15 protein-coding genes are annotated in these 23,816 nt (G+C 71.4%); 9 read left to right on the top strand and 6 right to left on the bottom strand.

Annotated features, from left to right (window positions below; translation table 11 throughout):
* Positions 1-88: 88 nt before the first annotated feature.
* From AB0I67_RS07875 to AB0I67_RS07865, 3 genes are all read right to left on the bottom strand, one after another.
* Positions 89-757, bottom strand: a complete 669-nt coding sequence (locus tag AB0I67_RS07875; protein ID WP_357919379.1) for a response regulator — start codon at positions 755-757, stop codon at positions 89-91.
* Positions 754-3,279 carry a sensor histidine kinase KdpD gene (locus AB0I67_RS07870; protein WP_357919376.1) on the bottom strand — a complete coding sequence of 842 codons (2,526 nt, stop codon included), beginning with the start codon at positions 3,277-3,279 and terminating at the stop codon, positions 754-756. The genes AB0I67_RS07875 and AB0I67_RS07870 overlap by 4 nt, the downstream gene beginning before the upstream one ends.
* Positions 3,280-3,441: 162 nt before the next feature.
* Entirely contained in the window at positions 3,442-4,980 is a 1,539-nt protein-coding gene (locus AB0I67_RS07865) for a SpoIIE family protein phosphatase (protein WP_357919374.1), read from the bottom strand.
* 111 nt (positions 4,981-5,091) lie between these two features.
* On the opposite strand from AB0I67_RS07865, the gene AB0I67_RS07860 reads away from it, so the two are divergent.
* Both AB0I67_RS07860 and AB0I67_RS07855 read left to right on the top strand, forming a co-directional pair.
* Positions 5,092-9,213 (top strand): HAMP domain-containing protein, encoded by a 4,122-nt coding sequence (locus AB0I67_RS07860; RefSeq protein WP_357919372.1) that lies wholly within the window; start codon positions 5,092-5,094, stop codon positions 9,211-9,213.
* Positions 9,214-9,217: 4 nt separating this feature from the next.
* Positions 9,218-9,850, top strand: a complete 633-nt coding sequence (locus tag AB0I67_RS07855; protein ID WP_357919369.1) for a response regulator — start codon at positions 9,218-9,220, stop codon at positions 9,848-9,850.
* A 3-nt stretch (positions 9,851-9,853) separates the two neighbouring features.
* On the opposite strand, the gene fxsT is transcribed toward AB0I67_RS07855, so the two are convergent.
* Positions 9,854-12,415, bottom strand: a complete 2,562-nt coding sequence (gene fxsT / locus AB0I67_RS07850; RefSeq protein ID WP_357919367.1) for an FxSxx-COOH system tetratricopeptide repeat protein — start codon at positions 12,413-12,415, stop codon at positions 9,854-9,856.
* Between the two features lie 152 nt (positions 12,416-12,567).
* Between fxsT and fxsA the strand changes: the two genes are divergently transcribed.
* The 6 genes from fxsA to AB0I67_RS07820 all read left to right on the top strand — a co-directional run bounded on the left by fxsA (position 12,568) and on the right by AB0I67_RS07820 (position 18,983).
* Positions 12,568-12,732, top strand: coding sequence for an FxSxx-COOH cyclophane-containing RiPP peptide (gene fxsA / locus AB0I67_RS07845; RefSeq protein WP_357919363.1), 165 nt, complete (start codon positions 12,568-12,570; stop codon positions 12,730-12,732).
* Positions 12,733-12,752: 20 nt separating this feature from the next.
* Positions 12,753-13,625 (top strand): SIR2 family protein, encoded by an 873-nt coding sequence (locus AB0I67_RS07840; protein WP_357919360.1) that lies wholly within the window; start codon positions 12,753-12,755, stop codon positions 13,623-13,625.
* A gap of 5 nt (positions 13,626-13,630) precedes the next feature.
* On the top strand, positions 13,631-15,250 hold the full coding sequence (locus tag AB0I67_RS07835) for a hypothetical protein (protein WP_357919357.1): 1,620 nt from the start codon (positions 13,631-13,633) through the stop codon (positions 15,248-15,250).
* A gap of 93 nt (positions 15,251-15,343) precedes the next feature.
* Positions 15,344-16,471 (top strand): FxsB family cyclophane-forming radical SAM/SPASM peptide maturase, encoded by a 1,128-nt coding sequence (locus tag AB0I67_RS07830; RefSeq protein ID WP_357919355.1) that lies wholly within the window; start codon positions 15,344-15,346, stop codon positions 16,469-16,471.
* Entirely contained in the window at positions 16,468-17,745 is a 1,278-nt protein-coding gene (locus AB0I67_RS07825; RefSeq protein ID WP_357919352.1) for an HEXXH motif domain-containing protein, read from the top strand. The genes AB0I67_RS07830 and AB0I67_RS07825 overlap by 4 nt, the downstream gene beginning before the upstream one ends.
* Before the next feature lie 86 nt (positions 17,746-17,831).
* Entirely contained in the window at positions 17,832-18,983 is a 1,152-nt protein-coding gene (locus tag AB0I67_RS07820) for a VLRF1 family aeRF1-type release factor (RefSeq protein ID WP_357919349.1), read from the top strand.
* A gap of 9 nt (positions 18,984-18,992) precedes the next feature.
* On the opposite strand, the gene AB0I67_RS07815 is transcribed toward AB0I67_RS07820, so the two are convergent.
* Both AB0I67_RS07815 and AB0I67_RS07810 read right to left on the bottom strand, forming a co-directional pair.
* Positions 18,993-20,426 carry an NYN domain-containing protein gene (locus AB0I67_RS07815; protein ID WP_357919345.1) on the bottom strand — a complete coding sequence of 478 codons (1,434 nt, stop codon included), beginning with the start codon at positions 20,424-20,426 and terminating at the stop codon, positions 18,993-18,995.
* 180 nt (positions 20,427-20,606) lie between these two features.
* Positions 20,607-22,961 carry a sigma-70 family RNA polymerase sigma factor gene (locus AB0I67_RS07810; protein WP_357919344.1) on the bottom strand — a complete coding sequence of 785 codons (2,355 nt, stop codon included), beginning with the start codon at positions 22,959-22,961 and terminating at the stop codon, positions 20,607-20,609.
* Positions 22,962-23,226: 265 nt separating this feature from the next.
* On the opposite strand from AB0I67_RS07810, the gene AB0I67_RS07805 reads away from it, so the two are divergent.
* Complete coding sequence (locus AB0I67_RS07805; protein WP_357919342.1) at positions 23,227-23,811, top strand: hypothetical protein; 585 nt, start codon at positions 23,227-23,229, stop codon at positions 23,809-23,811.
* Positions 23,812-23,816 lie beyond the last annotated feature (5 nt).

Genomic DNA, 23,816 nt, shown 5'->3' with positions numbered 1-23,816 from the left:
ACGGTCTCCTCGTTCGCGTACGCCACTCTCGTTATGCGAACACTGTACGCATAAGGCACGCCGTACGCAAGAAGAGACGATGTGCTCGTCACGGGCGGAAGCGGTACCCCATGCCCGACTCGGTGATCAGATGCACCGGATGCGCCGGGTCGCGCTCCAGCTTCTTGCGGAGCTGGGCCATGTACTGGCGCAGGTAGTGCGTCTCCTTGACGTGGTTGCGGCCCCAGACCTCGGTGAGGAGCTGCCGCTGGCTGACCAGCTTGCCGGGGTTGCGCAGGAGCAGTTCGAGGATGCCCCACTCGGTCGGCGTCAGCCGTACGTCACCGGAGACGGTCTTGTTGCTCAGGTCGACCAGGTGGTCGCCGATCTGGACCGAGGCCAGCTCCGCCTCGTGCAGGCCGACGCGGCGGGTAACCGCGCGGATGCGGGCGAACAGCTCCTCGATGTCGAAGGGCTTGGTCACGTAGTCGTCGGCCCCGGCGTCGAGCGCCTCGATCTTGTCCTGGTTGCCGGCCCGGCCGGAGAGCACCACGATCGGGACCGAGGTCCAGCCGCGCATGCCGTGGATCACGTCGACGCCGTCGAGGTCGGGCAGGCCGAGGTCGAGCAGCACCAGGTCGGGGTGGAACTCGGCGGCCTGGCGCAACGCGGAACTGCCGTCGGGCGCGACGGCCACTTCGTAGTGGCGGGCGACGAGGTTGATGCGCAGGGCGCGCAGGAGCTGGGGTTCGTCGTCGACGACGAGGATTCTGGTCATGGCGCGATCGGCAGCGAAAGGGTCATGGTGAGGCCTCCCCCTGGAGTCTCATCGGGAACGAGAGTACCGCCCATCGCCTCGGCCAGCCCTCGGGAGAGGGCCAGGCCGAGCCCGACGCCGGTGTGGTTGTCGCGGTCGCCGAGCCGCTGGAAGGGCAGGAAGACCCGGTCGTGCGCCTCGGCCGGGATGCCGGGGCCGCGGTCGATGACCCGGATCTCGGCCTGGTCGCCGTGCCAGCTCGCCGAGACCAGCACGCCGTGGCCGGGCGGGCTGTAGCGGACCGCGTTGGACATCAGGTTGACCAGGATGCGCTCCAGCAGGGCCGGGTCGGCGATCACCTCGGGCAGCTCGAACGGGATGTCGCCCTCGACGCGCTCGCCCAGCGGCCCGAGGTCGTCGATGGCCCGCGGCACGACCTCCTCCAGCGCGGTGGGCTGCAGCGCGAGGCCGAGCACCCCGGCCTGCAGGCGGCTCATGTCCAGCAGGTTCTCGACCAGCCGGTTGAGCCGCAGCAGCGACTCGTCGGCGGTGGCCAGGAGCTCCTCGCGGTCCTCGGCCGACCAGGCGATCGCGGTGTTGCGCAGGGAGTCGACGGCGGCCTTGGCCGAGGCGAGCGGGGTGCGCAGGTCGTGGCTGACCGCGGCCAGCAGGGCGGTGCGCATGCGGTCGGCCTCGGCCAGCGGCCGGGCCTGCGCCGCCTGCTCGCGCAGTCGTTCCTGGCGCAACGCGACCGCGATCTCGGCGGCGAAGGCCTCCAGCACCCGCCGGTCGGCCGCGTCCAGCAACCGGCCGCGCGCGGCCAGCACGAGCGAGTCGTCGATCGGCACGTCGGTGTCGCCGAGTCCCGGGCAGGTGGCCGGCTCGCCCCCCGCGGTGGCCAGGATCCGCCACGCCTGCGGCACGTCCTGGTCGTCCGGGCTGGGCGAGCCGGCCCGCTCAAGCAACGTGACCGAGCTCAGCCCGAAGGTCTCGCGCAGCCGGGCCAGCAGCGAGGGCAACGCCGCCTCGCCGCGCAGCACGTGCCCGGCCAGGGTCGCCAGCAGCTCGGCGTCCGCGCTGGCCCGCACCGCCTCCCTGGTTCGGCGGGCCGCCAGGTCCACGATGGTGCTCACCGCGGCGGCGACCACGACGAAGACCAGCAGCGCGAGCAGGTTCTCCGGGTTGGAGATGGTGAACTCGCCGGTGGGCGGGGTGAAGAACCAGTTGAGCAGCAGCGACCCGCCCACCGCCGCGGTGATCGCCGGCCACATGCCGCCGATCAGCGCCACGCCGACGACCAGGCTCAGGAAGAGCAGGATCTCGCTGGTCAGGGAGAGCCCGCCACGCAGCGGGCTGAGGGCGAGCGTCAGCAGCGGCAGCCCGGCGACGGCGGTGATCCACCCGGCCAGGCGACGGCTCCGGGTCAGCGCGGCCCGCGATCTGGAGCGCCGGGAGCGGCCTCGCTTGGCCTCGGCGTGCGTGATCATGTGCACGTCGATGGCGCCAGAGCGGGCGGTGGTCTCCACGCCGACCCCGCGCGACAGGATCTGGGCGAACCGGCCCCGCCGCGAGGCGCCCAGCACGAGCTGGGTGGCGTTGACGCCGCGGGCGAAGTCGAGCAGCGCCCGGGAGACGTCGTCGCCGACGACCTGGTGATAGCTGCCGCCGAGCGACTCCACCAGGGTGCGCTGGCGGGCGAGGCTGGCCGGGTCGGCGCCGGTCAGGCCGTCGGCGCGGGTCACGTGTACGGCCAGCAGATCGGCGCCCTTGGTCCGGGCGGCGATGCGCGCGGCCCGGCGGATCAACGTGTCGCCCTCCGGGCCGCCGGTCAGCGCCACCACGACCCGCTCGCGCGCCTCCCAGGTGCCCTCGATGCCGTGCTCGGCGCGGTAGCGGTCGAGCTGCTCGTCGACCTTGCCCGCCACCCACAGCAGGGCCAGCTCGCGCAGTGCGGTGAGGTTGCCCTCGCGGAAGTAGTTCGACAGCGCCGCGTCGACCTTCTCCGGGGCGTAGACGTTGCCGTGGGCCAGGCGGCGGCGCAGCGCCTCGGGCGACATGTCGACCAGCTCGACCTGATCGGCCCGCCGGACGACCTCGTCCGGCACGGTCTCGCGCTGCGGGATGCCGGTGATCTGCTCGACGACGTCGTTGACCGACTCCAGGTGCTGGATGTTCACCGTCGAGACCACGTCGATCCCGGCGGCGAGGATCTCCTCGACGTCCTGCCAGCGCTTGGCGTTGCGCGAGCCGGGCACGTTGGTGTGGGCCAGCTCGTCGATCAGGGCGACCTTGGGCGCGCGAGCGATGACCGCCTCGACGTCGAGCTCGGTGAAGCCGGCGCCGCGGTGCAGCATGCGCTTGCGCGGCACGACCTCCATGCCGTCGAGCAGCTCGGCGGTGTTGGCGCGGCCGTGCGTCTCGACCAGGCCGACGACGACGTCGCGGCCACGCGCCAGCGCGCGGCGGCCCTCACCGAGCATCGCGTAGGTCTTGCCCACCCCGGGGGCCGCCCCCAGGTAGACGCGGAGCCGGCCTCTGGTCATCGCCGGGCCGCGCGGTTGTCGTCGATCAGTCTCACTCTGCCCGCCATGGATGATCCGGATTCAGCGTACGCCTCTCCTCAGCAAAGCGGGACTTTGAGGCGGTTTGTCACTTCTTGACGCGATTTATACGGACTTTCCAGGATTCTTGATGGCGTGACTACGTCAGCGGTCCGCGCGCAGGACCAGGATGGCCAGGTCGTCGGCGCTGGGCTCCGGCGCGAAGTCGGCCGTGCCCCGGCGGATCCGCTCGGCCACCGCCCGCGCCGACAGGCCCACGCACTCGGCGAACATCTTGGCCAGCCCGCCGTCGTCGTCGAGCAACCGCCCGTCCCGCCGCCGCTCGGTGACCCCGTCGGTCACCGCGAGCAGGACGTCGTCGTGGGCCAGATGGACGGTGTCGGCCTCGAAGACCACCTCGGGGAAGACGCCCAGCAACGACTGCGGCGTCGTGACCGACTCGACCACGCCGTTGGGGCGCAGCACCAGCGCCTCGGGGTGGCCGGCCGAGACCATGCGCAGCTCCAGGCCGTGCTCGGTGGGGGTGATCTCGCCGTGCAGCAGGGTGAGGAAGCGCGAGCGCTCGCCCTCCTCCAGGATCGCCTGGTTCAGCCGGCCGAGGACGGCGGCCACGCCGTACCCCTCCCTGGCCAGCAGCCGGAGGGTGTGGCGCGCGAGGCCGGTGACCGCGGCGGCCTCCGGGCCGGTGCCGCAGACGTCGCCGATGGCGAAGCGCCAGGAACCGTCGCCGGCCTTGAACAGGTCGTAGAAGTCGCCGCCGACCTCGTTGCCCTCACCGGCCGGGTCGTAGACCACGCCGTAGTCGAGACCGGGCACGACCGGCTCGCTCGGCGGCAGGAGGCTGCGCTGCAGCGCCCGGCGGGCGGCGGCCTGCTCGGCGTAGAGGCGGGCGTTGTCCATGGCCAGCGCGGCACGCCGGGCGATGTCGCCGGCGAACTGCACGACCTCCTCGGAGAAGCGCTCGAACCGGCCCAGGCACATGATGCCGAGCGTGCGGCCACGGGCGGTGAGCGGCACCGCCAGCACCTGCGACTCGCCGAGCTGCGTGGCGGCCAGCGAGCGCGGCACGCTGAACTCGGCCAGCTCGGCGCGGACCGCGTCGATGCGGCCCTCGTCGGAGTGCCAGAGATAGGCCAGGTGCTGCGGCGCGGACGGGGTCTCCAGCGTGTAGACCGCGCACCAGGTGGCCAGGCGCGGCACCACGATCTGGGCGATGATCGCCGGCACCATGTCGGGGTCGAGGGTCCCGGCCAGCAGGTCGCTGGCGTCGGCCAGGAAGCCCAGCCACTGCGGGCCCTGGCCGCCCGACTCCTCCGACCACTCGGCCTGCGCCATGTCCATGGCTCCGGGCAGGGCCAGCCTTGCCCAATGGATACGGGATTCGCCCGAGAAGGTGATCCCCCACTCCTCGACCTCGACCGTGGGACCCTTGGGCTCGTGGTCGTCGGCGGCGCGCTGGCGGACCTCGACCTGCACCGCGTCGCCGAGGTGCTTCCAGATGATCTCGAAGGGTTCTCCGGCGGTCTGCCTGGCGAGCTCACCTGCGAGTTCCTCGGCGGCGGCGAGCAGCGGAACCGCGGCCCACGCGGTCATCACCTCACGGGTGAACTGCTGTGCCGAGGGCACGGCAGTGTCGCCGGGAGCGAAGGTGGCCGCCAGGAGGGCCCGCGAAGAACCAGTCATCGCTCCGTGCCTACCACACTTCGCGTTGACATGGGGTAAATCCAACGACGGGACTCTTGGCGAGCCGTCATGACAGACTGGTACCGGCACCCCGGGAGTGAAGGAGGCCCCATGTCTGTGTCCACTCCTGAGGAGAGAACGTATACCGAGTCGGATCTGATCCCGATCCTGGAGACGCTCTTCTCATGGCGCGACGGTGACTTCCGTCGCCGCGTTCCGCATGCTCCTCCGGGGATTCTGAGCGAGGTCAGGCTCCTGCTCAACGAGGTCGCCGACCGTCGCGAGCACCTCGCCAACGAGCTGCTGCGGGTACGCAGGGAGGTCGTGAAGGAGGGCCGCTTCCAGGAGCGGCTGACCCCCGGCCCCGGAGTGGGCGCCTGGGCGGAGAGCGTCGAGTCGGTCAACAGCCTGATCGACGCGCTGGTGAGCCCGGTGAGCGGCGCGGCGGACGTGATCGACGCGGTGGCGAAGGGCGACCTGTCGCGGCGGATCGACCTCGACCGCACCGCGCGCGGCGAGGTCCGGCGGCTGGGCAAGGCGATCAACGGCATGGTCGACCAGCTCTCGCTGTTCACCTCCGAGGTCACCAGGGTGGCCCGCGAGGTCGGCACCGAGGGCCGGCTGGGCGGCAGCGCCAACCTGCGCGGCATGTCCGGCACCTGGCGCGACCTCACCGAGGCGGTCAACACCATGTCCTCGCGGGTCTCGGCCCAGGTGCGCGACATCGCGGTCGTGACGACCGCCGTGGCCAAGGGCGATTTGTCGAGGAAAGTCACCGTGGACGCGGTCGGCGAGATGTTCGAGCTCAAGAACACCGTCAACACCATGGTCGACCAGCTCTCCGCCTTCGCCGAAGAGGTCACCCGAGTCGCGCGCGAGGTCGGCACCGAGGGCAAGCTCGGCGGCCAGGCCCAGGTCAGCGGCCTGACCGGTGCCTGGAAGGACCTCACCGACAACGTCAACTTCATGGCCAACAACCTGACCATCCAGGTGCGCAACATCGCCACCGTCGCGACCGCGGTGGCCCAGGGCAACCTGACCAAGAAGATCACCGTCGACGCGCAGGGCGAGATCCTGGAGCTGAAGGACACCCTCAACACGATGGTGGACCAGCTCTCCTCCTTCGCCGACGAGGTGAGCCGGGTGGCCCGCGAAGTCGGCACCGAAGGCAAGCTCGGCGGGCGCGCCGAGGTCAAGGGTGTCTCCGGGGTCTGGAAAGAGCTGACCGACAACGTCAACTCGATGGCCAACAACCTGACCTACCAGGTGCGCAACATCGCCCAGGTGACCACCGCCGTCGCCAACGGCGACCTCACCCGCAAGATCGACGTGGACGCCCAGGGCGAGATCCTGGAGCTCAAGTCAACCATGAACACGATGGTGGACCAGTTGTCCTCCTTCGCCTCCGAGGTCACCCGAGTCGCCCGCGAGGTGGGCACCGAGGGCCAGCTCGGCGGCCAGGCCCAGGTGAGCGGCGTCTCCGGCACCTGGAAGGACCTCACCGACAACGTCAACTTCATGGCCAACAACCTCACCGTCCAGGTGCGCAACATCGCCACCGTCGCGACGGCCGTGGCCCAGGGCAACCTGACCAAGAAGATCACCGTCGACGCGCAGGGCGAGATCCTCCAGCTCAAGGACACCCTCAACACGATGGTGGACCAGCTCTCCTCCTTCGCCGACGAGGTGACCCGAGTCGCCCGCGAGGTGGGCACCGAGGGCCAGCTCGGCGGCCAGGCCAGGGTGCAGGGCGTGTCCGGTGTGTGGAAGGACCTCACCGACAACGTCAACTTCATGGCCAACAACCTGACCTACCAGGTGCGCAACATCGCCGAGGTGACCACCGCGGTCGCCAAGGGCGACCTCACCCGCAAGATCGACGTGGACGCCCAGGGCGAGATCCTGGAGCTCAAGACCACCATGAACCGGATGGTGGACCAGCTCTCCAGCTTCGCCTCCGAGGTCACCCGAGTCGCCCGGGAGGTGGGCTCGGAAGGCCAGCTCGGCGGCCAGGCCCGCGTCGAGGGCGTCGAAGGCACCTGGAAGCGGCTCACCGAGTCGGTGAACGAGCTGGCCGGCAACCTCACCACGCAGGTGCGCGCCATCGCCACGGTCACCAGCGCGGTCGCCCAGGGCGACCTGACCCGCTCGATCGAGGACGAGGCCAAGGGCGAGCTCGCCGAGCTCAAGGACAACATCAACTCGATGGTGGCCAACCTGCGCGAGACCACGCAGGCCAACCAGGAACAGGACTGGCTCAAGTCCAACCTGGCCCGCATCTCCCGGCTCATGCAGGGCCACCGCGACCTCGTCGAGGTCGCCAAGCTGATCATGAGCGAGCTGACCCCGCTGGTCACCGCCCGCTACGGCGCCTTCTACGCCATCGACCCCGAGTCCGAGCAGGCGCTCATCCTGATCGGCGGGTACGGTGTGCGGCCCGAGCGCAGCCCGCGCACCACCTTCGCGCTGGGCGAGGGCATCGTCGGCCAGGCCGCCCTGGAGGGCAAGCCGATCACCCTGGACGACGTGCCGCCCGGCTTCATCACCATCGACAGCGGCCTGAGCAGCTCGACCCCGGCCCAGATCGTGGTCGTGCCGATCCTGTTCGAGAGCCGCGTGCTCGGCGTGCTGGAGCTGGCCTCGTTCAGCAAGTTCGGCGAGGTGCACCTCGACTTCCTCACCCAGCTCGTCGAGACCATCGGCGTGACGATGAACACCATCATCGCCAACTCCCGCACGGAAGACCTGCTCAAGGAGTCGCAGCGGCTCGCGGAAGAGCTCCAGGAGCGCTCCGACGAGCTGGAGCGGCAGCAGGAGGAGCTGCGCCGGTCCAACGCCGAGCTGGAGGACAAGGCGGCGCTGCTGGCCAAGCAGAACCGCGCCATCGAGATCCAGAACTTCCAGATCGAGCAGGCCCGCCGTACGTTGGAGGAACGCGCGGAGCAGCTCGCGGTCTCCGGCCGGTACAAGTCGGAGTTCCTGGCGAACATGTCCCACGAGCTGCGCACGCCGCTCAACAGCCTGCTCGTGCTGGCCAAGCTGCTGACGGAAAACTCCGACGGCAACCTGACCGACCAGCAGGTGGAGTACGCCAAGCACATCCACGGCTCGGGCTCCCAGCTCCTGCAGCTCATCAACGACATCCTCGACGTCTCCAAGGTCGAGGCCGGGCGCATGGACATCCACCCGGCGCAGATCTCGCTGCCGAAGCTGCTCGACTACGTCGAGGCCGCCTTCGCGCCGCTTGCCCAGGACAAGGGGCTGAGCTTCGGCGTCGAGGTGGACGGCGGCGTGCCGACCGAGATCAACACCGACGAGCAGCGGTTGCAGCAGGTGCTGCGCAACCTGCTGTCCAACGCGGTCAAGTTCACCCCCAAGGGCGAGGTACGGCTGCGCGTCACCAAGGCCCCCGAGCACGTCGTCTACGAGGACACCAAGCTGCGCGAGGCCTCCGAGGTCCTGGCCTTCGAGGTGATCGACACCGGCATCGGCATCGCGCCCGACAAGCGGGAGATCATCTTCGAGGCGTTCCGGCAGGCCGACGGCACCACCAGCCGCAAGTACGGCGGCACCGGCCTGGGCCTGTCCATCAGCCGCGACATCGCCCGCCTGCTCGGCGGCGAGATCCGGGTGACCAGCGAGGTCGGCAAGGGCAGCACCTTCACGCTCTTCCTGCCCAGCACCTACTCCGGGCCGCTGCCCACCCGCGAGACGCTCGCCCTGCCGCCCGCCGCGCCGCCGGAGGAGCCGCAGGTGGCGTTGCCCGAACCGGCCATGGCCTTCGACCTGCCGCTGCCCGAGCTGTCGCAGCCCCGGCCCTGGCAGGGACCCGACCCGCTGGCCCAGGCCAAGATCCTCATCGTGGACGACGACATCCGCAACGTCTTCGCGCTGACCAGCGTGCTGGAGCAGCAGGGCGCCACGGTCGTCTACGCGGAGAACGGGCGCGAGGGCATCGAGCAGCTCGAACGCAACGAGGACGTGGCGCTCGTGCTGATGGACATCATGATGCCGGAGATGGACGGCTGGGCCACGACCTCGGCGATCCGGCGGATGCCGCAGTTCGCCGACCTGCCGATCATCGCGCTGACCGCCAAGGTCATGCGGGGCGACCGGGAGAAGAGCATCGCCTCCGGCGCCTCCGACTACGTGCCCAAGCCGGTGGACGTCGACCGCCTGCTGGAGAGACTCCGTGGCTGGCTGAACCGCGGCCGGACGACAGAGAGGCCCTGAACTTATGCCGGACCGCGCCAAGATCCTCCTGGTCGACGACCGGGAGGAGAACCTGATCGCGCTCGAGGCGATCCTGAGCTCGCTCGACCTCGTGCCCGTCCGGGCCCGGTCGGGCGAGGAGGCGCTCAAGGCGCTGCTCGGGACCGAGTTCGCGCTCATCCTGCTCGACGTGCGGATGCCCGGGATGGACGGCTTCGAGACCGCCGCGCACATCAAGCGGCGCGAACGGACGCGCAACATCCCGATCATCTTCCTGACCGTCGTCGACAGCGCGCCCGACTACGCCTTCCGCGGCTACGCCGCCGGCGCGGTGGACTACCTCACCAAGCCGTTCGACCCGTGGGTGCTGCGGGCCAAGGTGCAGGTCTTCGTCGAGCTCTACAAGATGCACAAGCGCCTGGCCGAGCAGGCCGCGCTGCTGCGTGAGCACCTCGCCGGCGAGCTGCCTCCCGACGAGGCCGCCGACGCCGCCGCGGTGCTCCCCGAGCTCTCCCGCCGCCTCGCCGCGGTGGAGGACGAGGCCGCCCGCGTCCGCGAGCAGGCCCGCAAGTCGGACGACACCGCCCTGACCTCCGCCGTCGCCGACCTCAACACCCGCCTCGAACACCTCCGCGCCGGCTTCGACGCCCTGTCCTGAGGCTCAGAGCACGGGCGGGTCGAAGTCGAAGTCGATCCGCCCGCCCTGCGCGGCGACCAGCGTGTCGGGGTGCTCGGGGCCGAGCACCCGCTCGTAGGCCGCCATGGTCTCCTCGCGCAGCTCGGCGGCCTGCTCGGTCTCGCCCACGGTCTGCAGGTCGAGGACCAGGTTGGTGGCGCAGGCGAGGGTGAGCGGGTGGTCGATGCCCAGCAGCGTGCGCAGCCGTCGCAACGTGCCCTCGCCCAGCGCCCTGGCCGATTCGGTCTCGCCCAGCATCGCCAGGTCGGAGGCCAGGTTGATGGCGCAGGTCAGGGTGAAGTGGTGGTCGCGGGTGAGCCGGGCGTCGAAGCCGTCGAGTGCCACCCGGTCGAGCTCCCTGGCCCGGCCGACCTGGTCGTTCACCCGCAGCAGCAGCGCGAGGTTCATGTCGCAGCCGTAGCGGAACGGGTGGTCGTTGCCGTACATCCGCGGGTAGAGCTTGACCGTCTCCTCCAGCAGTTCCAGCGCCTCCTCGATCGCGCCGGCCGCGCGCAGCGCGTTGCCCAGGCAGAGCGCGGCGGCCAGCGAGTCGGGGTGCGCCATGCCCGAGGCGTTCTTCTGCAGGTCGAAAGTGCGCCTGGCCAGGTCGAGCGCCTCGTCGACCTGGCCGTTGCGGCGCAGCGCGATCGACAGGTCCTTGGCCGCGCGCAACGTCCAGGGGTGGCCGGGCAGCTCCTGCAGGCCGTAGGCGTAGGCGTCCTGGCCGATGTCGCACGCCTCGCGGTAGCGGCCGCTGAGCCGTACCACCCGGGCCAGGCCGTTGAGCGAGGCGAGGATGTTCTGCTTGCTCGACCCGGCCTGTTCCTGGGCCATGTAGGTCTCGTTCTGCAGCGCCTCGGCCCGCGTGTAGTCGCCGAGCAGGAGCAGGTCGAGCGCGAGGTTGTTCTTGGCGCGCAGGGTGCGCGGGTGGTCGGGGCCGAACTTGTCCTCGTGCCGGGCCAGCGAGTCGCTGTCGTGCGCCAGCGCCTCGTCGAAGCGGCCCAGGAAGCGCAGGTCGGCGCCGTGACTGTTGAGCAGCAGCAAGGTCTCGTCGTCGTCCTCGCCCAGGGTGGCGCGCAGCCGGTCGAGCAGCCGCCGGTTGAGCGCGTAGGACTCCTGGATCTCGCCCTGCTCGCGGATGACGATGCCGAGGTGGCGCTGGACGGCCAGCAGGTGGCGCTCGTCGCCGCCGGCCTGGCTCCACTGCTCGATGAGCAGCGCGGCCAGCTCGCGGGCGGACTTGAAGTCGCCGGAGGAGTAGAGGTAGCGGACCACGTTCACCGCGAACTCGCGCACCCGGTTGTCGGTGCTGGAGGCGATCTGCGAGGGCATGACGTGGCCGACCAGCCAGCTGTACTGCGGCCAGGTGGCGTTGTCGTCCGGCTCCTGGCGGTGCGCCGCCGCGGCGAGCAGCAGGTGCACCTCGTGCCGCCAGCCCGGCCACTCCTCGCGGGCGATCTCGTCGCGCAGCAGCGCCTGGACCAGCCGGTGCACCTGGATGGTGTGCCGGGGCCGGTCGGGGCCCTGGTTGCGGTCGTCGGGCGAGTCGATGCGGGCCAGCGCGTACCGGCCCAGCTCGCCGATGGCGCGGCTGACCTGGATGGTGTTGGTCAGCATCCGGGTGAAGCGCGAGGAGGCGGCGTACTCGGCGGGCAGTTGGCGGAAGACGTTGCGCGGGATCGGCTCGGGCCCGAAGAAGGCACAGGCGCGCAGCAGGTCGACCGCTTCCGGCATGCGCTCGCGGAGCTGCGCCACCGAGATCGACCAGGCGGCGGTCATCGAATGCGGGTAGTCGGAGGGCTTGCTGACCGCCAGCAGCTCGGTGACGCGCTCCTCCAGCAGGCGGAGATACTCCTCCGCGGGCATGCCGGTCTCCACCTGGAGCGCGCCGGCCTGCTCCAGCGCCAGCGGCAGGTTGCCCAGCGCGTCGGCGAGCTGGCCGGCCTGATCGCGGCTGATGCCGCGGCGGACCCGCTTCAGCAGGAACTCGATGCTCTCGTCGCGCTCGAAGACGTCGACCGAGATGGTGTCGACGACGCCCTGCCAGCGGTGGTTGCGCGAGGTGATGAGCACGTGGCCGGGGCCGTGCGGGATGACGTCCTCGATGTCCTCGGGCGCGTCCGCGTTGTCGAAGATCAGCAACCACCGGGAGTACGGCTCGCCGCGCCGCAGGGCGTCGAGCACCGCCGTGGTGACCGCCTCCACGCCCAGCGAGGGCGCCACCGGCAGCCGCAGCCGCGAGGCCAGTCCGGCCAGCGCCGACTTCATCAGCATGGTCTGGTCGGCCGGGATCCACCACACGAGGTCGTACTCGTGCTTGAAGCGGTGCGCGTACTCGATCACGAGCTGCGTCTTGCCCACGCCGCCGAGGCCGTGCAGGGTGCGCGGCACGTGGCCCTGATCCTGGTCGGGCAGGACCGCGGTCACGTCGGAGCGCAATCCTTCCCGGAGCCGTTCGAGCAGGTCGCCGCGACCGGTGAAATTCATGTTGCGCTGCGGGACCTTGCCCCAGATCTCGGGCTCACGACTGAAATCCGTTGCCGTCACGCCACCGCCCCAGTCCAGCCGATTGTCCCGCCAATCGTAGCCCGGACACCGGCCGGAGAAAATGGCGGAAAAGCGCGAGCCTGCCTCTGGCCAAGCCGTGCTCCATACGTGCGAGAATGACGGGGAAAATTCGGGTGAGGGAGAACATGCAGATGGGCAGCGACGCCACAGAGGGTTACGGCGACGGTCTGATCGACCTGAGCGGCCTCAGCCTGGCCGAGGTGGCGAGCCTCGAGAGCCCGGCGCTCAAGGTGGCGCTCGGTCGCCTGCTGGAGAGCGATTCCGGTCCGGTGGCGGGCTTTCAGTCCGCGCTCTGACGCCGCTCATGGGGTGATGGGTGAACAACGGCGACTGGATCCGGCTCATCAGGCAACTCGAAGACGGGGAATGCACTCCGTTGCTCGGCGCCGGCGCGAGCGCTCACCGGCTGCCGACCGGTGGGGCGTTGAGCCAGCATTTCGCCGAGCTTTACGGATATCCGTTCCAGGACGCCGACAATCTCCCGAAAGTCACCCAATTCGCCGCGACCACCCAATTAGGTGACCCGGTCGACGTCAAACGCGATGTGTGCCGCCATCTGAAGGATCACATCGCCAATACCCCGCCCGCCGCGGACGCGGTCGATCCCTATGCGGTGCTGGCCGAATTTCCCATCACTACCTTTCTCACCACGAACTATGACGACCTGGTAGCGCAGGCCCTCCGCAAGGCGTCCAGAGATCCGCAGGTCGCCGCCTCGCAGCTCATCGACGGCACCTCCGAGCCCGGTGAGGTGCCCGGCGAGCCGTCCCGGGGCAACCCGCTCGTCTACCATTTGCACGGGAGCTGGGACCATCCCGACAGCATCGTGCTGACCGACAACGACTTCATGGACTACCAGCTCAGCATGGTCAGCGCCGCCGCCTCCGGCGATCGCAAGCCGCTGCCCGACCAGGTGGTCAAGGCCATCACCGGCACCCCGCTGCTGCTGATCGGCTACAGCCTCCAGGACTGGGCCTTCCGCGTGCTCTACCGCAGCCTCCTCAACGGGGTACGGCGCGGCCGGCGCAGCATCAGCGTGCAGCTCGTCGCCGCGCTGGGCACGCACCCGGAGGCGCAGGTCCGCGCCATCAAGTACCTGGAGCAGTACCTGCACGACTGGAACATCTCCACCTTCATCGGAACCACCGATCAGTTCTTCGAGTCGTTGCGGCGGAAGATGGGAAGGTAACGACCATGACGCCCTACGTGGGTCTGCGCCCCTACCGGCCCACCGAGCACGAGGTGTTCCACGGCCGTTCGCGGGAGTCACGCGAGGTCGCGACCCTCTGGCAGGCCACCGGGCTGACGGTCCTCTACGGCGCCTCCGGCGTCGGCAAGACCTCGCTCCTGCACGCCGGCGTCGTCCCCCGGCTCGACGACTCCCGGGTGGACCGGCTGCCGATCGCCCGGATCGCGCCGCGCGACCACGGCCCGGGCAACCCGTACGTCATGGCTTTGCTGTCCTGCTGGGCGCCCGACACCGAGCCCGCCCGGCTCGCCGAGCTGACCGTCTCGCAGTTTTTGCGCGAGATCCGGCCCACCCGCCTGGACGAGTACGGCGACCCGATGCCCGTGCTGGCCGCGATCGACCAGGCCGAGGAGCTCTTCCACGGCCGCTCCTCCCTCGGCCCGCAGCAGCGCGAGCTGCTCGGCCAGCTCGCCGAGGCGCTCGCCCAGCACGACCGGCTGCACCTGCTGCTCTCGCTGCGCGAAGAGTTCCTCTACATGGTCATCCCCTACGAGCGGGCCTTCGGCCGCGGCTCGCGCACCCGCTTCCACCTGCTGCCCTTCACGCCGGAGGCGGCGCTGGAGGCGGTCACCGGGCCGGTCGCCGGCACCGGACGGCACTACGCGCCCGGGGCGGCCGAGCTGCTCATCGACGGCGTGCGGGAGGCCGGGCTCCAGGACGACCACGGCCTGCACTCGCAGCTCCACTTCGGCCTGGTCGACCCGTTCGAGCTGCAGATCAACTGCGCCGCGCTCTGGGAGTCGCTGCCCGACACGGTCACCGAGATCCAGCCGGAGCACACCCGCATCTACGGCAACGTCGACCGCTTCCTGACCGGCTACTGCAACCGCGCCCTCAGCACGGTCGCCCGCGAGCACGGCGTCGGCGAGAGCGACATCCGGATGTGGCTCCGCCGGACCTTCATCACCGAGCACACCACCCGCAACACCGTCTACGAGGGCATCGACCAGACCCAGGGCATGCCGAACGAGGTCGCCCACGCGCTGGTCGAGCAGAACATCCTGCGCACCGAGCTCCGGCTCAACCTGCGCTGGTACGAGCTGCGGCACGACCGGCTGATCGAGACGATCGCCCGGCTGGAGACCCCCGACATCTACCTGCGCCGCGCCCGGCGGGCGCTGGAGCACGCCGACTGGGACAACGCCCGCCGCTACGCGCGGGAGGCGGTGCGCGCCTCGGCGGTCGGCGATCCGTGGGTGCGCGGCGACGCCGCCGAGATCTTCGGCCTGATCGCCATGGCCAACGCCGACCCCGACGAGGCCAACCGGTACTTCGACGAGGCCGCGGCCAGCTACGCCACCGAGCAGCGCTTCGACGGCGTCTCCCGCGTGCTCACCGCGCAGGGCAAGCTGGCCCTCGCCGAGGGCGACCGGACGGTGGCGCTGGAGCGGATCAACGCGGCGCTCTCCTACGCGCCGGCCGACCCCGCGGCCCAACTCGCCCTGGCTCAGACGCTGATGCAGTCGGGCGTGCGGGCCGCCTCCGCCGTGCTCAGAAGCATCATCACCAAGCTTCCGCCGCATCTGATCCCGCAAGCCGAGGAACTGCTGAGCGATTCCGCCTGATCTGGCTATGCTGAGCCCGACAGCTAAGTCACGGCGCGGAAGGGCTTGATCCCAGTGCCTGAGTGGCCGGCGACGCTCGATGTCGCCGCGTTGGTGACGGACGGATGGCGGCCCACGCCGTTCCGCCAGTTCATCCTCAAGATCCACAGCCGTTGTGATCTCGCGTGCGCCTACTGCTACGTCTACGAGCAGGCCGACCAGAGCTGGCGCGGCCGGCCCAAGCGCATGTCGCACGACGTCGCCAAGCTCACCTCCGCCCGGATCGCCGAGCACGTGCTCACCCACGACCTCGACTCGGTCGAGATCATCCTGCACGGCGGCGAGCCGCTGCTGGCCGGCCCCGACTCGATCGGCGAGCTGGTCCGGCTGCTGCGCGCCGAGATCCCCGCGCGGGTCGACGTCGTCACGCAGACCAACGGCACCCTGCTGACCGAACGTTTCCTCGACCTGTTCGCCGAGCTGGACCTCGGCGTGGGCGTCAGCCTCGACGGCACCGCCGAGGCGCACGACCGCTGGCGGCGCACGGCCGACGGTCGCGGCAGCCACCACAAGGTCGCCGCCGCGCTGGAGCGGCTCGGCTCCCCCGCCTACCGGCACCTGTTCCGCGGGCTGCTGTGCGCGGTGGACACCGCCAACGACCCGATCGAGACCTACGAGGCGTTGCTCGCCTTCGACCCGCCCACGATCGACTTCCTGCTGCCGCACGCGACCTGGGCCGACCCGCCGGTCAGAGCGGCTGCCACGCCGTACGCGGACTGGCTGATCGAGATCTTCACCCGCTGGTACGGCACGCGGCCCGCCGGGGTGCGGCTGTTCGACGAGATCCTCCTGCTGCTGCTCGGCGGCGCGTCGGCGACCGAGCAGGTCGGCCTGTCGCCCGCCGCGATGGTGGTGGTCGAGACCGACGGCGAGATCGAGCAGAGCGACATCCTCAAGGTGGCCTACGCCGGCGCGCCGGGCACCGGCCTGCACGTGCGGGACGACTCCTTCGACGAGGCGCTGCGCCGGCCCGGCGTCGTGGCGAGGCAGCTCGGCCGGCTCGCGCTGGCCGAGCAGTGCACGAACTGCCCGGTGGGCCGGGTCTGCGGCGGCGGCCACTACGCGCACCGCTACCGGCCGGGCAGCGGCTTCCGCAACCCGTCGGTCTACTGTCCCGACCTGCTCCGCCTGATCACCCACATCGGCGACACCGTCCGAGCCGACCTCAAGGAACCTCGATGAACCTGATGGAGCACCGCGTCCCGGTGGAGATGTTCACCGACCTCGCCACCGGCGGCGGGGGCGCGGTGACGATCGACTGGCTGGCGCGCGGCCAGTACAGCAAGCACCTCCTGCTGGTGCGGGGCGTGCTCGACGCGACCAAGCAGGGCCGGCACCCGGCCGAGGCCGCGGTACGCCGCGCCTACGACCTGCTGGCGGCGATCCAGCACGAGCATCCCGAGGCGGTCGACCGGGTCCTGCGCCACCCGTCGGTCGGGGCGTGGGCCCGGCACACCGTGCGCACCCTCCAGGCGCCCGGCCAGCTCGCCGGGCTGGCCGCCGCGGCGGCGATCCACGCCGGGGTGAGCTGCGAGGTGGACGTCCCGGTCCTCGACGGCTTCCTCACGCTGCCCTCGCTGGGCCAGGTCACCGTGACCGGCGAGCTGGCGACCGTGCACTGCTCGCCGGAGGGCGCCGAGGTGAGCGCCGAGGGGCAGATCGTCCGGCTCGACGAGAACGTGCCCGGCTGGTACGGCCTGCGCCCCCTGGCGGCGGAGGCGGCCGGGGTCCGGCTCGACGTGCTGGTCGACGACGTGGACCCGTACCGCGCGCCGGGCCTGGCCAACTCGCGGGGCCGGCTGAGCGAGGCGGAGTCGCGGCGCTGGCAGGAGCTCCTCGACGAGGGCTGGGACCTGCTGGCCACCCACCACACGCCGGTGGCGGTCGAGGTGGCGGCGGCGATCCGGGTGCTCACCCCGCTGAGCGCGCCGCCGCAGGGACTGTCGAGCGCGACCTCGCGGGAGACCTTCGGCTGCGTGGCGCTGTCCACCCCGCCGGACGGGCACGCGCTGGCCGTCACGCTGGCTCACGAGACCGCGCACAACAAGCTGTCCGCGTTGCTCGACATCGTCCCGCTGACCAAGCCGGAGGACGGCTCGCTGCACTACGCCCCCTGGCGGCCCGATCCGCGGCCGATCGGCGGCCTGCTCCAGGGCGCCTACGCCTACCTGGGCGTCACCGACTTCTGGCGGCGGCAACGCCATCACGAGCAGGGTGAGCAGGCCATGCGCGCCGGGGCGGAGTTCGCCCGCTGGCGGGCCGGCGCCCGGCAGGTCAGCCAGACCATTCTCGACAGCGGCCGGCTGACCCCGCCCGGCGAGCAGTTCGTCGGGCTGATGGCCGAGCGGCTGGACGAGTGGGGGGCCGAGCCGGTCGAGGCGGATTCGCTGGAGCTGGCCAAGAATGCGGCGGATCGGCACCGTTCGTTGTGGAGAGAGCGGAACGCGGGGCAGTAAAAGGCCGTCAAACTTCGCACAATCGGACACTTTTCGCCTCATTTGTCTCCTTAGAGTCGGCAGTAGACGACGCAAGGAGAACCGCTGTGCAAATCGACCAGACCTTCCTTCGTGACCTCGTGACAATGAAGGACGAGGTCGGCGTGCTGTCGCTGTACATCACCGTCGATCCGCGGGAGGAGAGCTCGACGCGGCCCGCGTGGGACATCCGGCTGCGGAACGAGCTGTCCGCGCTACGCGAGCAGGTCGGGGCGTGGCCGGACAAGGAGAGGCGCGGGGCGGTGCTCGACCGGCTCGACGCGCTGGAGCCGGACCTCCTGGAGCTGACGGACGCGGCGGAGAGCGGGATCGGGCGGGCGCTGTTCGCGGCGGTGGTCGAGGACGACGTACGGAAGATCGCGCTGCAGGTCCCGATGGAGAACAGCGCGTCGCTGGAGTCGACGGCGTACATCCGCCCGCTGGTCACGGCGATGGCGATGGCCGCGCCGGCCGGGTTCGTGGTGGTGTCGCGGGACGGGCTGCGTCTGATCGACTTCCGGTACGGCAAGGCCGAGGACCTGGAGGAGGCGCGGTTCGACCTGGACACCTCCGACTGGCGGCCGATGCGCGGGCCCGGGCCGGGCGGCGGGTCGCAGCCCTCCTCCACGCAGGTCGACCGGTTCGAGGCGCGGATCGAGGACAACTACAAGCGCTGGCTGCACGGCGTGGCGCCGGAGATCCCGCGGCAGGCCAAGGAGATGGGCTGGACCGACGTCCTGCTCATCGGCGACCCGCGGCTGACCGAGCTGCTCGCGCCGGCGCTGCACCCGATGACGACGGTGCAGGTGGACACCATCGTCGACCCGATGTCGGCGCCCGAGGTGGCCCGGCACGTGGCGGACGAGCTGGAGGCCACCCGGGGCCGCCGGGACGCCGAGCTAGTGGCCCGCGTGATGGACGCGGCGAAGTCGGGCGGCAAGGGGGCGCTCGGGCTCAACCAGACGCTCGCGTTGCTCAACGAGGGGCGGGTCGAGCACCTGGTGCTGGACGAGAACGGGAAGTGGACCGGGGCCAGGGGGCTGGACGGGTACCTGTACGAGGCGACGCCTCAGGGGATGGCGACCGTACCGGAGCCTGACCTGGGCGAGCGGATGATCGAGGCGGTGCTGGACAGCGGGGCCACGGTCACCATCCTGGGCGAGCAGGCCGCCGCGCCGCTGGCGCCGGAAGGCGGGGTGGGGGCGTTGCTCCGCTGGTGAGCCGGGGGGTCAGCGGCGGGCGCGTTCGAGGGCGTCCCAGAAGCCGCGGCGCAACGCGTGCCGTACCTCGTCGTGCAGCAGGAAGTCGATCGGCAACGACGACCCCTGCAGGAGCCGCGCCTCCAGGTCGGAGGGCATGCGCGGCTTGCGGGCGAGGACGGCCTCCAGCCACAGGGCGGGGGCGTCGCGGGCCACGGATTCGCCGAAGTCGTGGCCCTCGCGGTGGGCGGCCTTGACCGCGTCGGCCAGCGTCGTGGCGCTGCCGGTGCCGGGCTGGGGGCCGGCGATGGGCGCGGCCTGCGGGCCGGTGTACCCGCTGGTCTGGCCGCCGCTCTGGTAGGTGCCCGCGCTGGACGGGGTGGCGAACTGGCCGGTGGACACGCCGGGCGTGGGCTGGGGCGCGGACGGCGGCTCGGGCGTGTAGCTCGGGTAGGCCGGGAGCGCGGGCGGCGGCGCGGCGTGCGAACGCGGGGAGGCCGGGGCGGACGGCTGCTGCTGGGCGGGCGGCAGGGGTTGCACCGGCTGGCTCTGCGTCGGCGCGTTGGCGATCTGGCCGGAAGAGCCCATCTGACCCGAGGAGCCGTGCTGGCCGGAGCCCATCTGGCCCGAGGAGTTGAGCTGGTTCGACGAGCCGAGAGGGCTGGGTGCGCCGTGCTGGCCCGAGGGAGCGTGGTGGCCCAGACCGCCGTGCTGGCCGGTGGCACTGTGCTGGCCGGAGCCGGCGAGCTGGCCCGAGGAGCCGTGCTGGCCGGAGCCGGCGGGCAACTGGTTGGGCAGCGACTGCGGCAACGACTGGGGCAGGGGCTGAGGGAGCGGGTTCGGCTGCGAGGGGGGCAGGGGCGCGATCGAGTGGGTGGCCTGGCCGTTGCTGACCGGCTGGTGGTGACCGTTGGCCGCCTCGGCCGAGCCGCTGACCAGCGAGACGTACGGCCGCAGGTGGCCGCCGCCGATCTCGATGAGGTCGTCGCCCTCCTGCCGCAGCGAACGGGAGACGGCCCAACTTCCCTCGGCGGTGATGTGCACGACGGTGACGCGGATGCCGAGGTCCTGGGCGTCGCAGACGACCTGGGTGAGGTCCTCGTCGCCGCTGACCACGACGGCGTCGCAGATGGCGCTGTTGCGGGCCAGGGTCATCAGGTCGCGGTGGACCTGCGCGTCCACGCCCTCGCGGCGGCCGGGGCGGATGCGCGAGAGCCGCAGCTTGAGGCCGGGGATGTCGGCCAGCGCGTCGTGCTCGGGCGTGCGCCGCCCCTCGACCGTCGCCTCGTACCAGTAGCAACGCAGCAGTGGAAGGCCCGTGCGCTCGCGGGAGAGGTTCGACAGGAGCTGGAGCAGTCCGGGGTAGTCCCAGGCCACGGCCTCACGATGGCGGGTGCCGTGCACGGCCATCGCGCCGTCGGCCAGCAAGTAGCCAGCGTCCACGAACAGCGCGCAGCGATCCACGCGAACACCGCCCCTTCTGTTTGCGGCCGATTATCTGGCTCTGCACCGTCAGAGCCGGACGCGGCCCTTTCTCAGGGTAATGAAACCAGGTGATCGCGCGAGGGTTAATCCGGGCGATTCACCGTGGACGAGCCTTCCCGCTGCACCGTACCAGTGCCGTACCAGTTTGTCCGTTAATGTCTATGAACGTGCTGGTACGGCAACTGCTGCGACGCCGAAAAGCACTACGTCCTTCTTCGTGGCGAGCTTCAGGACCGGGTCGTTTCCGAGCGGCGCCTCCAAGGTGTCCACATCGACCCCGAAGGTCAGCCCGTCCGCCCCGTTCGAGGAGCCGTCGAAGACGTTGTCCCGGTCACGGTCGCCCGCGCCCGGAGTCAGCGCTCCGTCCCCCAGCGAGACCCGGTCACCGGACAGGTCGGCGTCGCCTTCCCAGGTGACCAGCTCCGCCCGGGCCGAGGCGGCGGTGGCGTGCAGCCCGCCCAGCGGCAGGCTCAGCCGGTCCTGCGCCCCGCCGACCACGGTGGCCGTGTCGAGGATCACCGCCTGGCTGTACGGCTGCGCCGGATCGGTGGCGATCACCACCAGGCTCCAGCCGGCGTGCTGCGAGACCCCTTCACGGCTCGGCATGTCCGCGGCCCACCACATCCCCCTCTTTCTCGCCGCATCGCTCACCATCGAGGTGACGTCGGCGAAGGCCTGGTAGCCGGCCCCAGAGGGAAGCTCTCGCACCAGGACCTGCGCCGGGACGACGTTCACGTAGTCCTTGCGCCCAGGTGGCCGGAACTTGATGGGACCGCCCTTGCCGACCCCCGCGGACCAGTACAGACCCGCCCAGACCACCTGGCCGCCCTCAGGCAGCTCCAGCCGGGCGCCACTCGACGCCTTGGTGGAGTCGTCGTCGTCCTCGTCCCGGTGGCGCATCGACCACAGGTCGTTGTCCCGGCGGTCGCCCTCGCGTTTGAGCGCGCGCGTGCAGCCGGCGCGGTCCGGCGGGCAGGTCAGGAGCGAGTTGCCGATCGCGCGGACGACCACCTTGCCGTCGGTGGCGAACCGGGCCGGCGCGCCCACCTCGCGCACGCCGCTGACCGCGCGCACACTGAGCTGCTGGTCGCCCGACTCGATGCGTACGGCAGGCCGTACCCCCTGGGGGGCGTGGGCGGCGACGAGCACCCGCAGGAAGACCGCGGTGGCCCGCCCCGCGCCGAGGGGGCCGCGCGCGCAGCGGGCGCCCTCGCCGTACGGCCGGCACGACCACCCGTCGACCGTGCCGACCGGATCGGCCATCGCGGGGACCGGCCCCACCATCCCGCCCGCAGGAGCGGCGGCCATGCCGCGCCGGGCGGCCGGAACCAGGGTGACGCCCGGCGGCAGATCCACCAGGGCGACGACGTTCTTGCTGGGCCCTCGCCCCTCGTTGCGCAGCCGTACCGCGACGATGCCCGGGTGCGAGCGCACGAGCGCGCCGAGCGGGTCGATGGTGGCCCGCAGCCGGGCCGCGCCCGGTTTTCGCGCCGGGGACGCCGGTGGCGGTGGCGCGGGGGTCGGTTCGGCGGGTGGAGGCTCGGGCCGGGGAGGCGGCTCGGCGACCGGCGGCGGCGGTTGCGGGATGGCCGACGGCATGGCCTGCACCGCCGGCGGCCGGTGTTTGACCGGCTCCTCCCCCGACACCAGCATGAGGATGGCCGCGGCGGCGACCGCGGCGGCCGTCCCGCCGGCCATGGCGGCCTGCTGGTGCTTGGGCGCGCGCCGGATCCAGCCGAAGGCCTTGAGGAGGTTGGCGCCGCCCGCCGCGCCACCACCCTTGAGCAGGCCGGCGCAGTAGCCGCCGAAGGCCGGGCCGACGATGAGCGGGCCGACGATGACGCGCAGGCCACGGTTGACGTCGGACAGTTCGAGGAAGACTGATCGGCACTCCAGACAGTCGCCGAGATGGTCCTCGACCTGGCGGGACTCGCGCCGGGCCAGGCCGCCGCGCACGTGCGCGCCCATCTTGCCGAGGACCGGGCGGCAGGCCTGCTGAGGAGTGGCGGCCAGGTGCATCTGCAGGTAGGCCTGGCGCAGGCCCTCACGGGCGCGGTAGGCCAGCGCGGCCACGCCGTTGGCCGACAGGCCGAGCAGCGGCGCGACCTCGGCGGGCTTGGCGTCCTCGACCTCGGTGTGCCACAACACCGCCCGCCAGCGCTCCGGCAGGGACAGGAAGGCCTTGGCGACCAGCGACTTCTCCAGCCCGGTCAGCGCCGGGTCGACGAAGGGCACGCCGGGGTCGAACTCCTCGATCTCGCCGGTGGTCATCTGGCGGCTCTCCACCCGGCTGCGGTCGTAGACCGTCCGGCGGACGACGGTCAGCAGGTAGGGGCGGAACCCGGACTCGGGCCCGCCGCCCCGGCCGACCAGGTCGAGGATCTTGGTGAAGGACTCGGCGACCACGTCCTCCACCTCGGCGTCGCCCTTGACCAGATGCCGGGCGAGCGCCCGGGCGGCGGCCACGTGCCGCTGGTAGAGCTCGCCATATGCGGAAGCATTGCCGGTTCGCACCGCTTCCAGGAGATCCGCATCACTTTGCGGCGATTCTGCACTCATAGTGACCTCACGATTACGCGGGGTTGCCTGGCGAATCATTCCGCATTCGGCGTCATGACTAAACCGAAGTGGCGTCTTTGCTCATGGAAGGTTCGGAGGAGCGATGGAAGAGGACATCCCGGGGTCACTGCGGGCCAGGTGGCGCAAACGGAGCATGCGCGCCGGATGGTCCGTACCCGGGGACTGGTGGACACCGGCGGTGGAACGGGCGGGTGAGGCCGTGCTGAGGGGCCACGACGTCACCCGCGCGTGCGGCTCGCTCGGCGACGCCCGCGCGCGGGCCGGGGTCGGCATCGCCGAGGGGCTGACCGACCTCGCCGCGCTCTACGCCGTCCTCGGCCGGGGCGACCCGCCGTTCGAGGCGCTCCGTTCCTTCGCCGCCGGATGGACCGAGGCCACCTTCGCGCCGATGGCCGAGCTCCGCTGCGAGGACCCGCTCACCGGGCTGGTCACCCTCGCCTACCTCCGTACGCGCGTCGCCGAGCTCTATCGGGGGTCCGTGGCCGCGCGCCACCGCTTAGTGGTGGCCGAGCCGTACCACGCGATCGGAGAGCTCGCCGAACGGCTCGCGGCCACCCTCAGCCTCGCCGAACTCGTGCGCGACATCTTCCGTGGCGGCGAGACGCTCGCCCTGCTGGGCGCGGTCCGCGTCGCCGTGCTCACCCCCGCCGGCCGCACCCTGCCGGTCCGGCTGGCCGAGCTGCGCTCCGGGCGCAGCGCGTACGGCAGGCGGCTGCGCGTGCGGGTGCTGCGGCTGCCCGAGGGGTACGACGAAGCCCTCCACCTGCTCAGGTCACTACGCTGAAAGGC

The organism is Nonomuraea sp. NPDC050310 (assembly GCF_040655795.1).
GTDB lineage: Bacteria > Actinomycetota > Actinomycetes > Streptosporangiales > Streptosporangiaceae > Nonomuraea.
This window is presented reverse-complemented; position numbering and strand designations above follow the sequence as displayed.

Bases quoted from the DNA above. Each gene is read 5' to 3' on its own strand.
- AB0I67_RS07875 (WP_357919379.1), bottom strand. From the start codon at position 757: ATGACCAGAATCCTCGTCGTCGACGACGAACCCCAGCTCCTGCGCGCC.
- AB0I67_RS07870 (WP_357919376.1), bottom strand. From the start codon at position 3,279: ATGACCAGAGGCCGGCTCCGCGTCTACCTGGGGGCGGCCCCCGGGGTG.
- AB0I67_RS07865 (WP_357919374.1), bottom strand. From the start codon at position 4,980: ATGACTGGTTCTTCGCGGGCCCTCCTGGCGGCCACCTTCGCTCCCGGC.
- AB0I67_RS07860 (WP_357919372.1), top strand. From the start codon at position 5,092: ATGTCTGTGTCCACTCCTGAGGAGAGAACGTATACCGAGTCGGATCTG.
- AB0I67_RS07855 (WP_357919369.1), top strand. From the start codon at position 9,218: ATGCCGGACCGCGCCAAGATCCTCCTGGTCGACGACCGGGAGGAGAAC.
- fxsA (WP_357919363.1), top strand. From the start codon at position 12,568: ATGGGCAGCGACGCCACAGAGGGTTACGGCGACGGTCTGATCGACCTG.
- AB0I67_RS07835 (WP_357919357.1), top strand. From the start codon at position 13,631: ATGACGCCCTACGTGGGTCTGCGCCCCTACCGGCCCACCGAGCACGAG.
- AB0I67_RS07825 (WP_357919352.1), top strand. From the start codon at position 16,468: ATGAACCTGATGGAGCACCGCGTCCCGGTGGAGATGTTCACCGACCTC.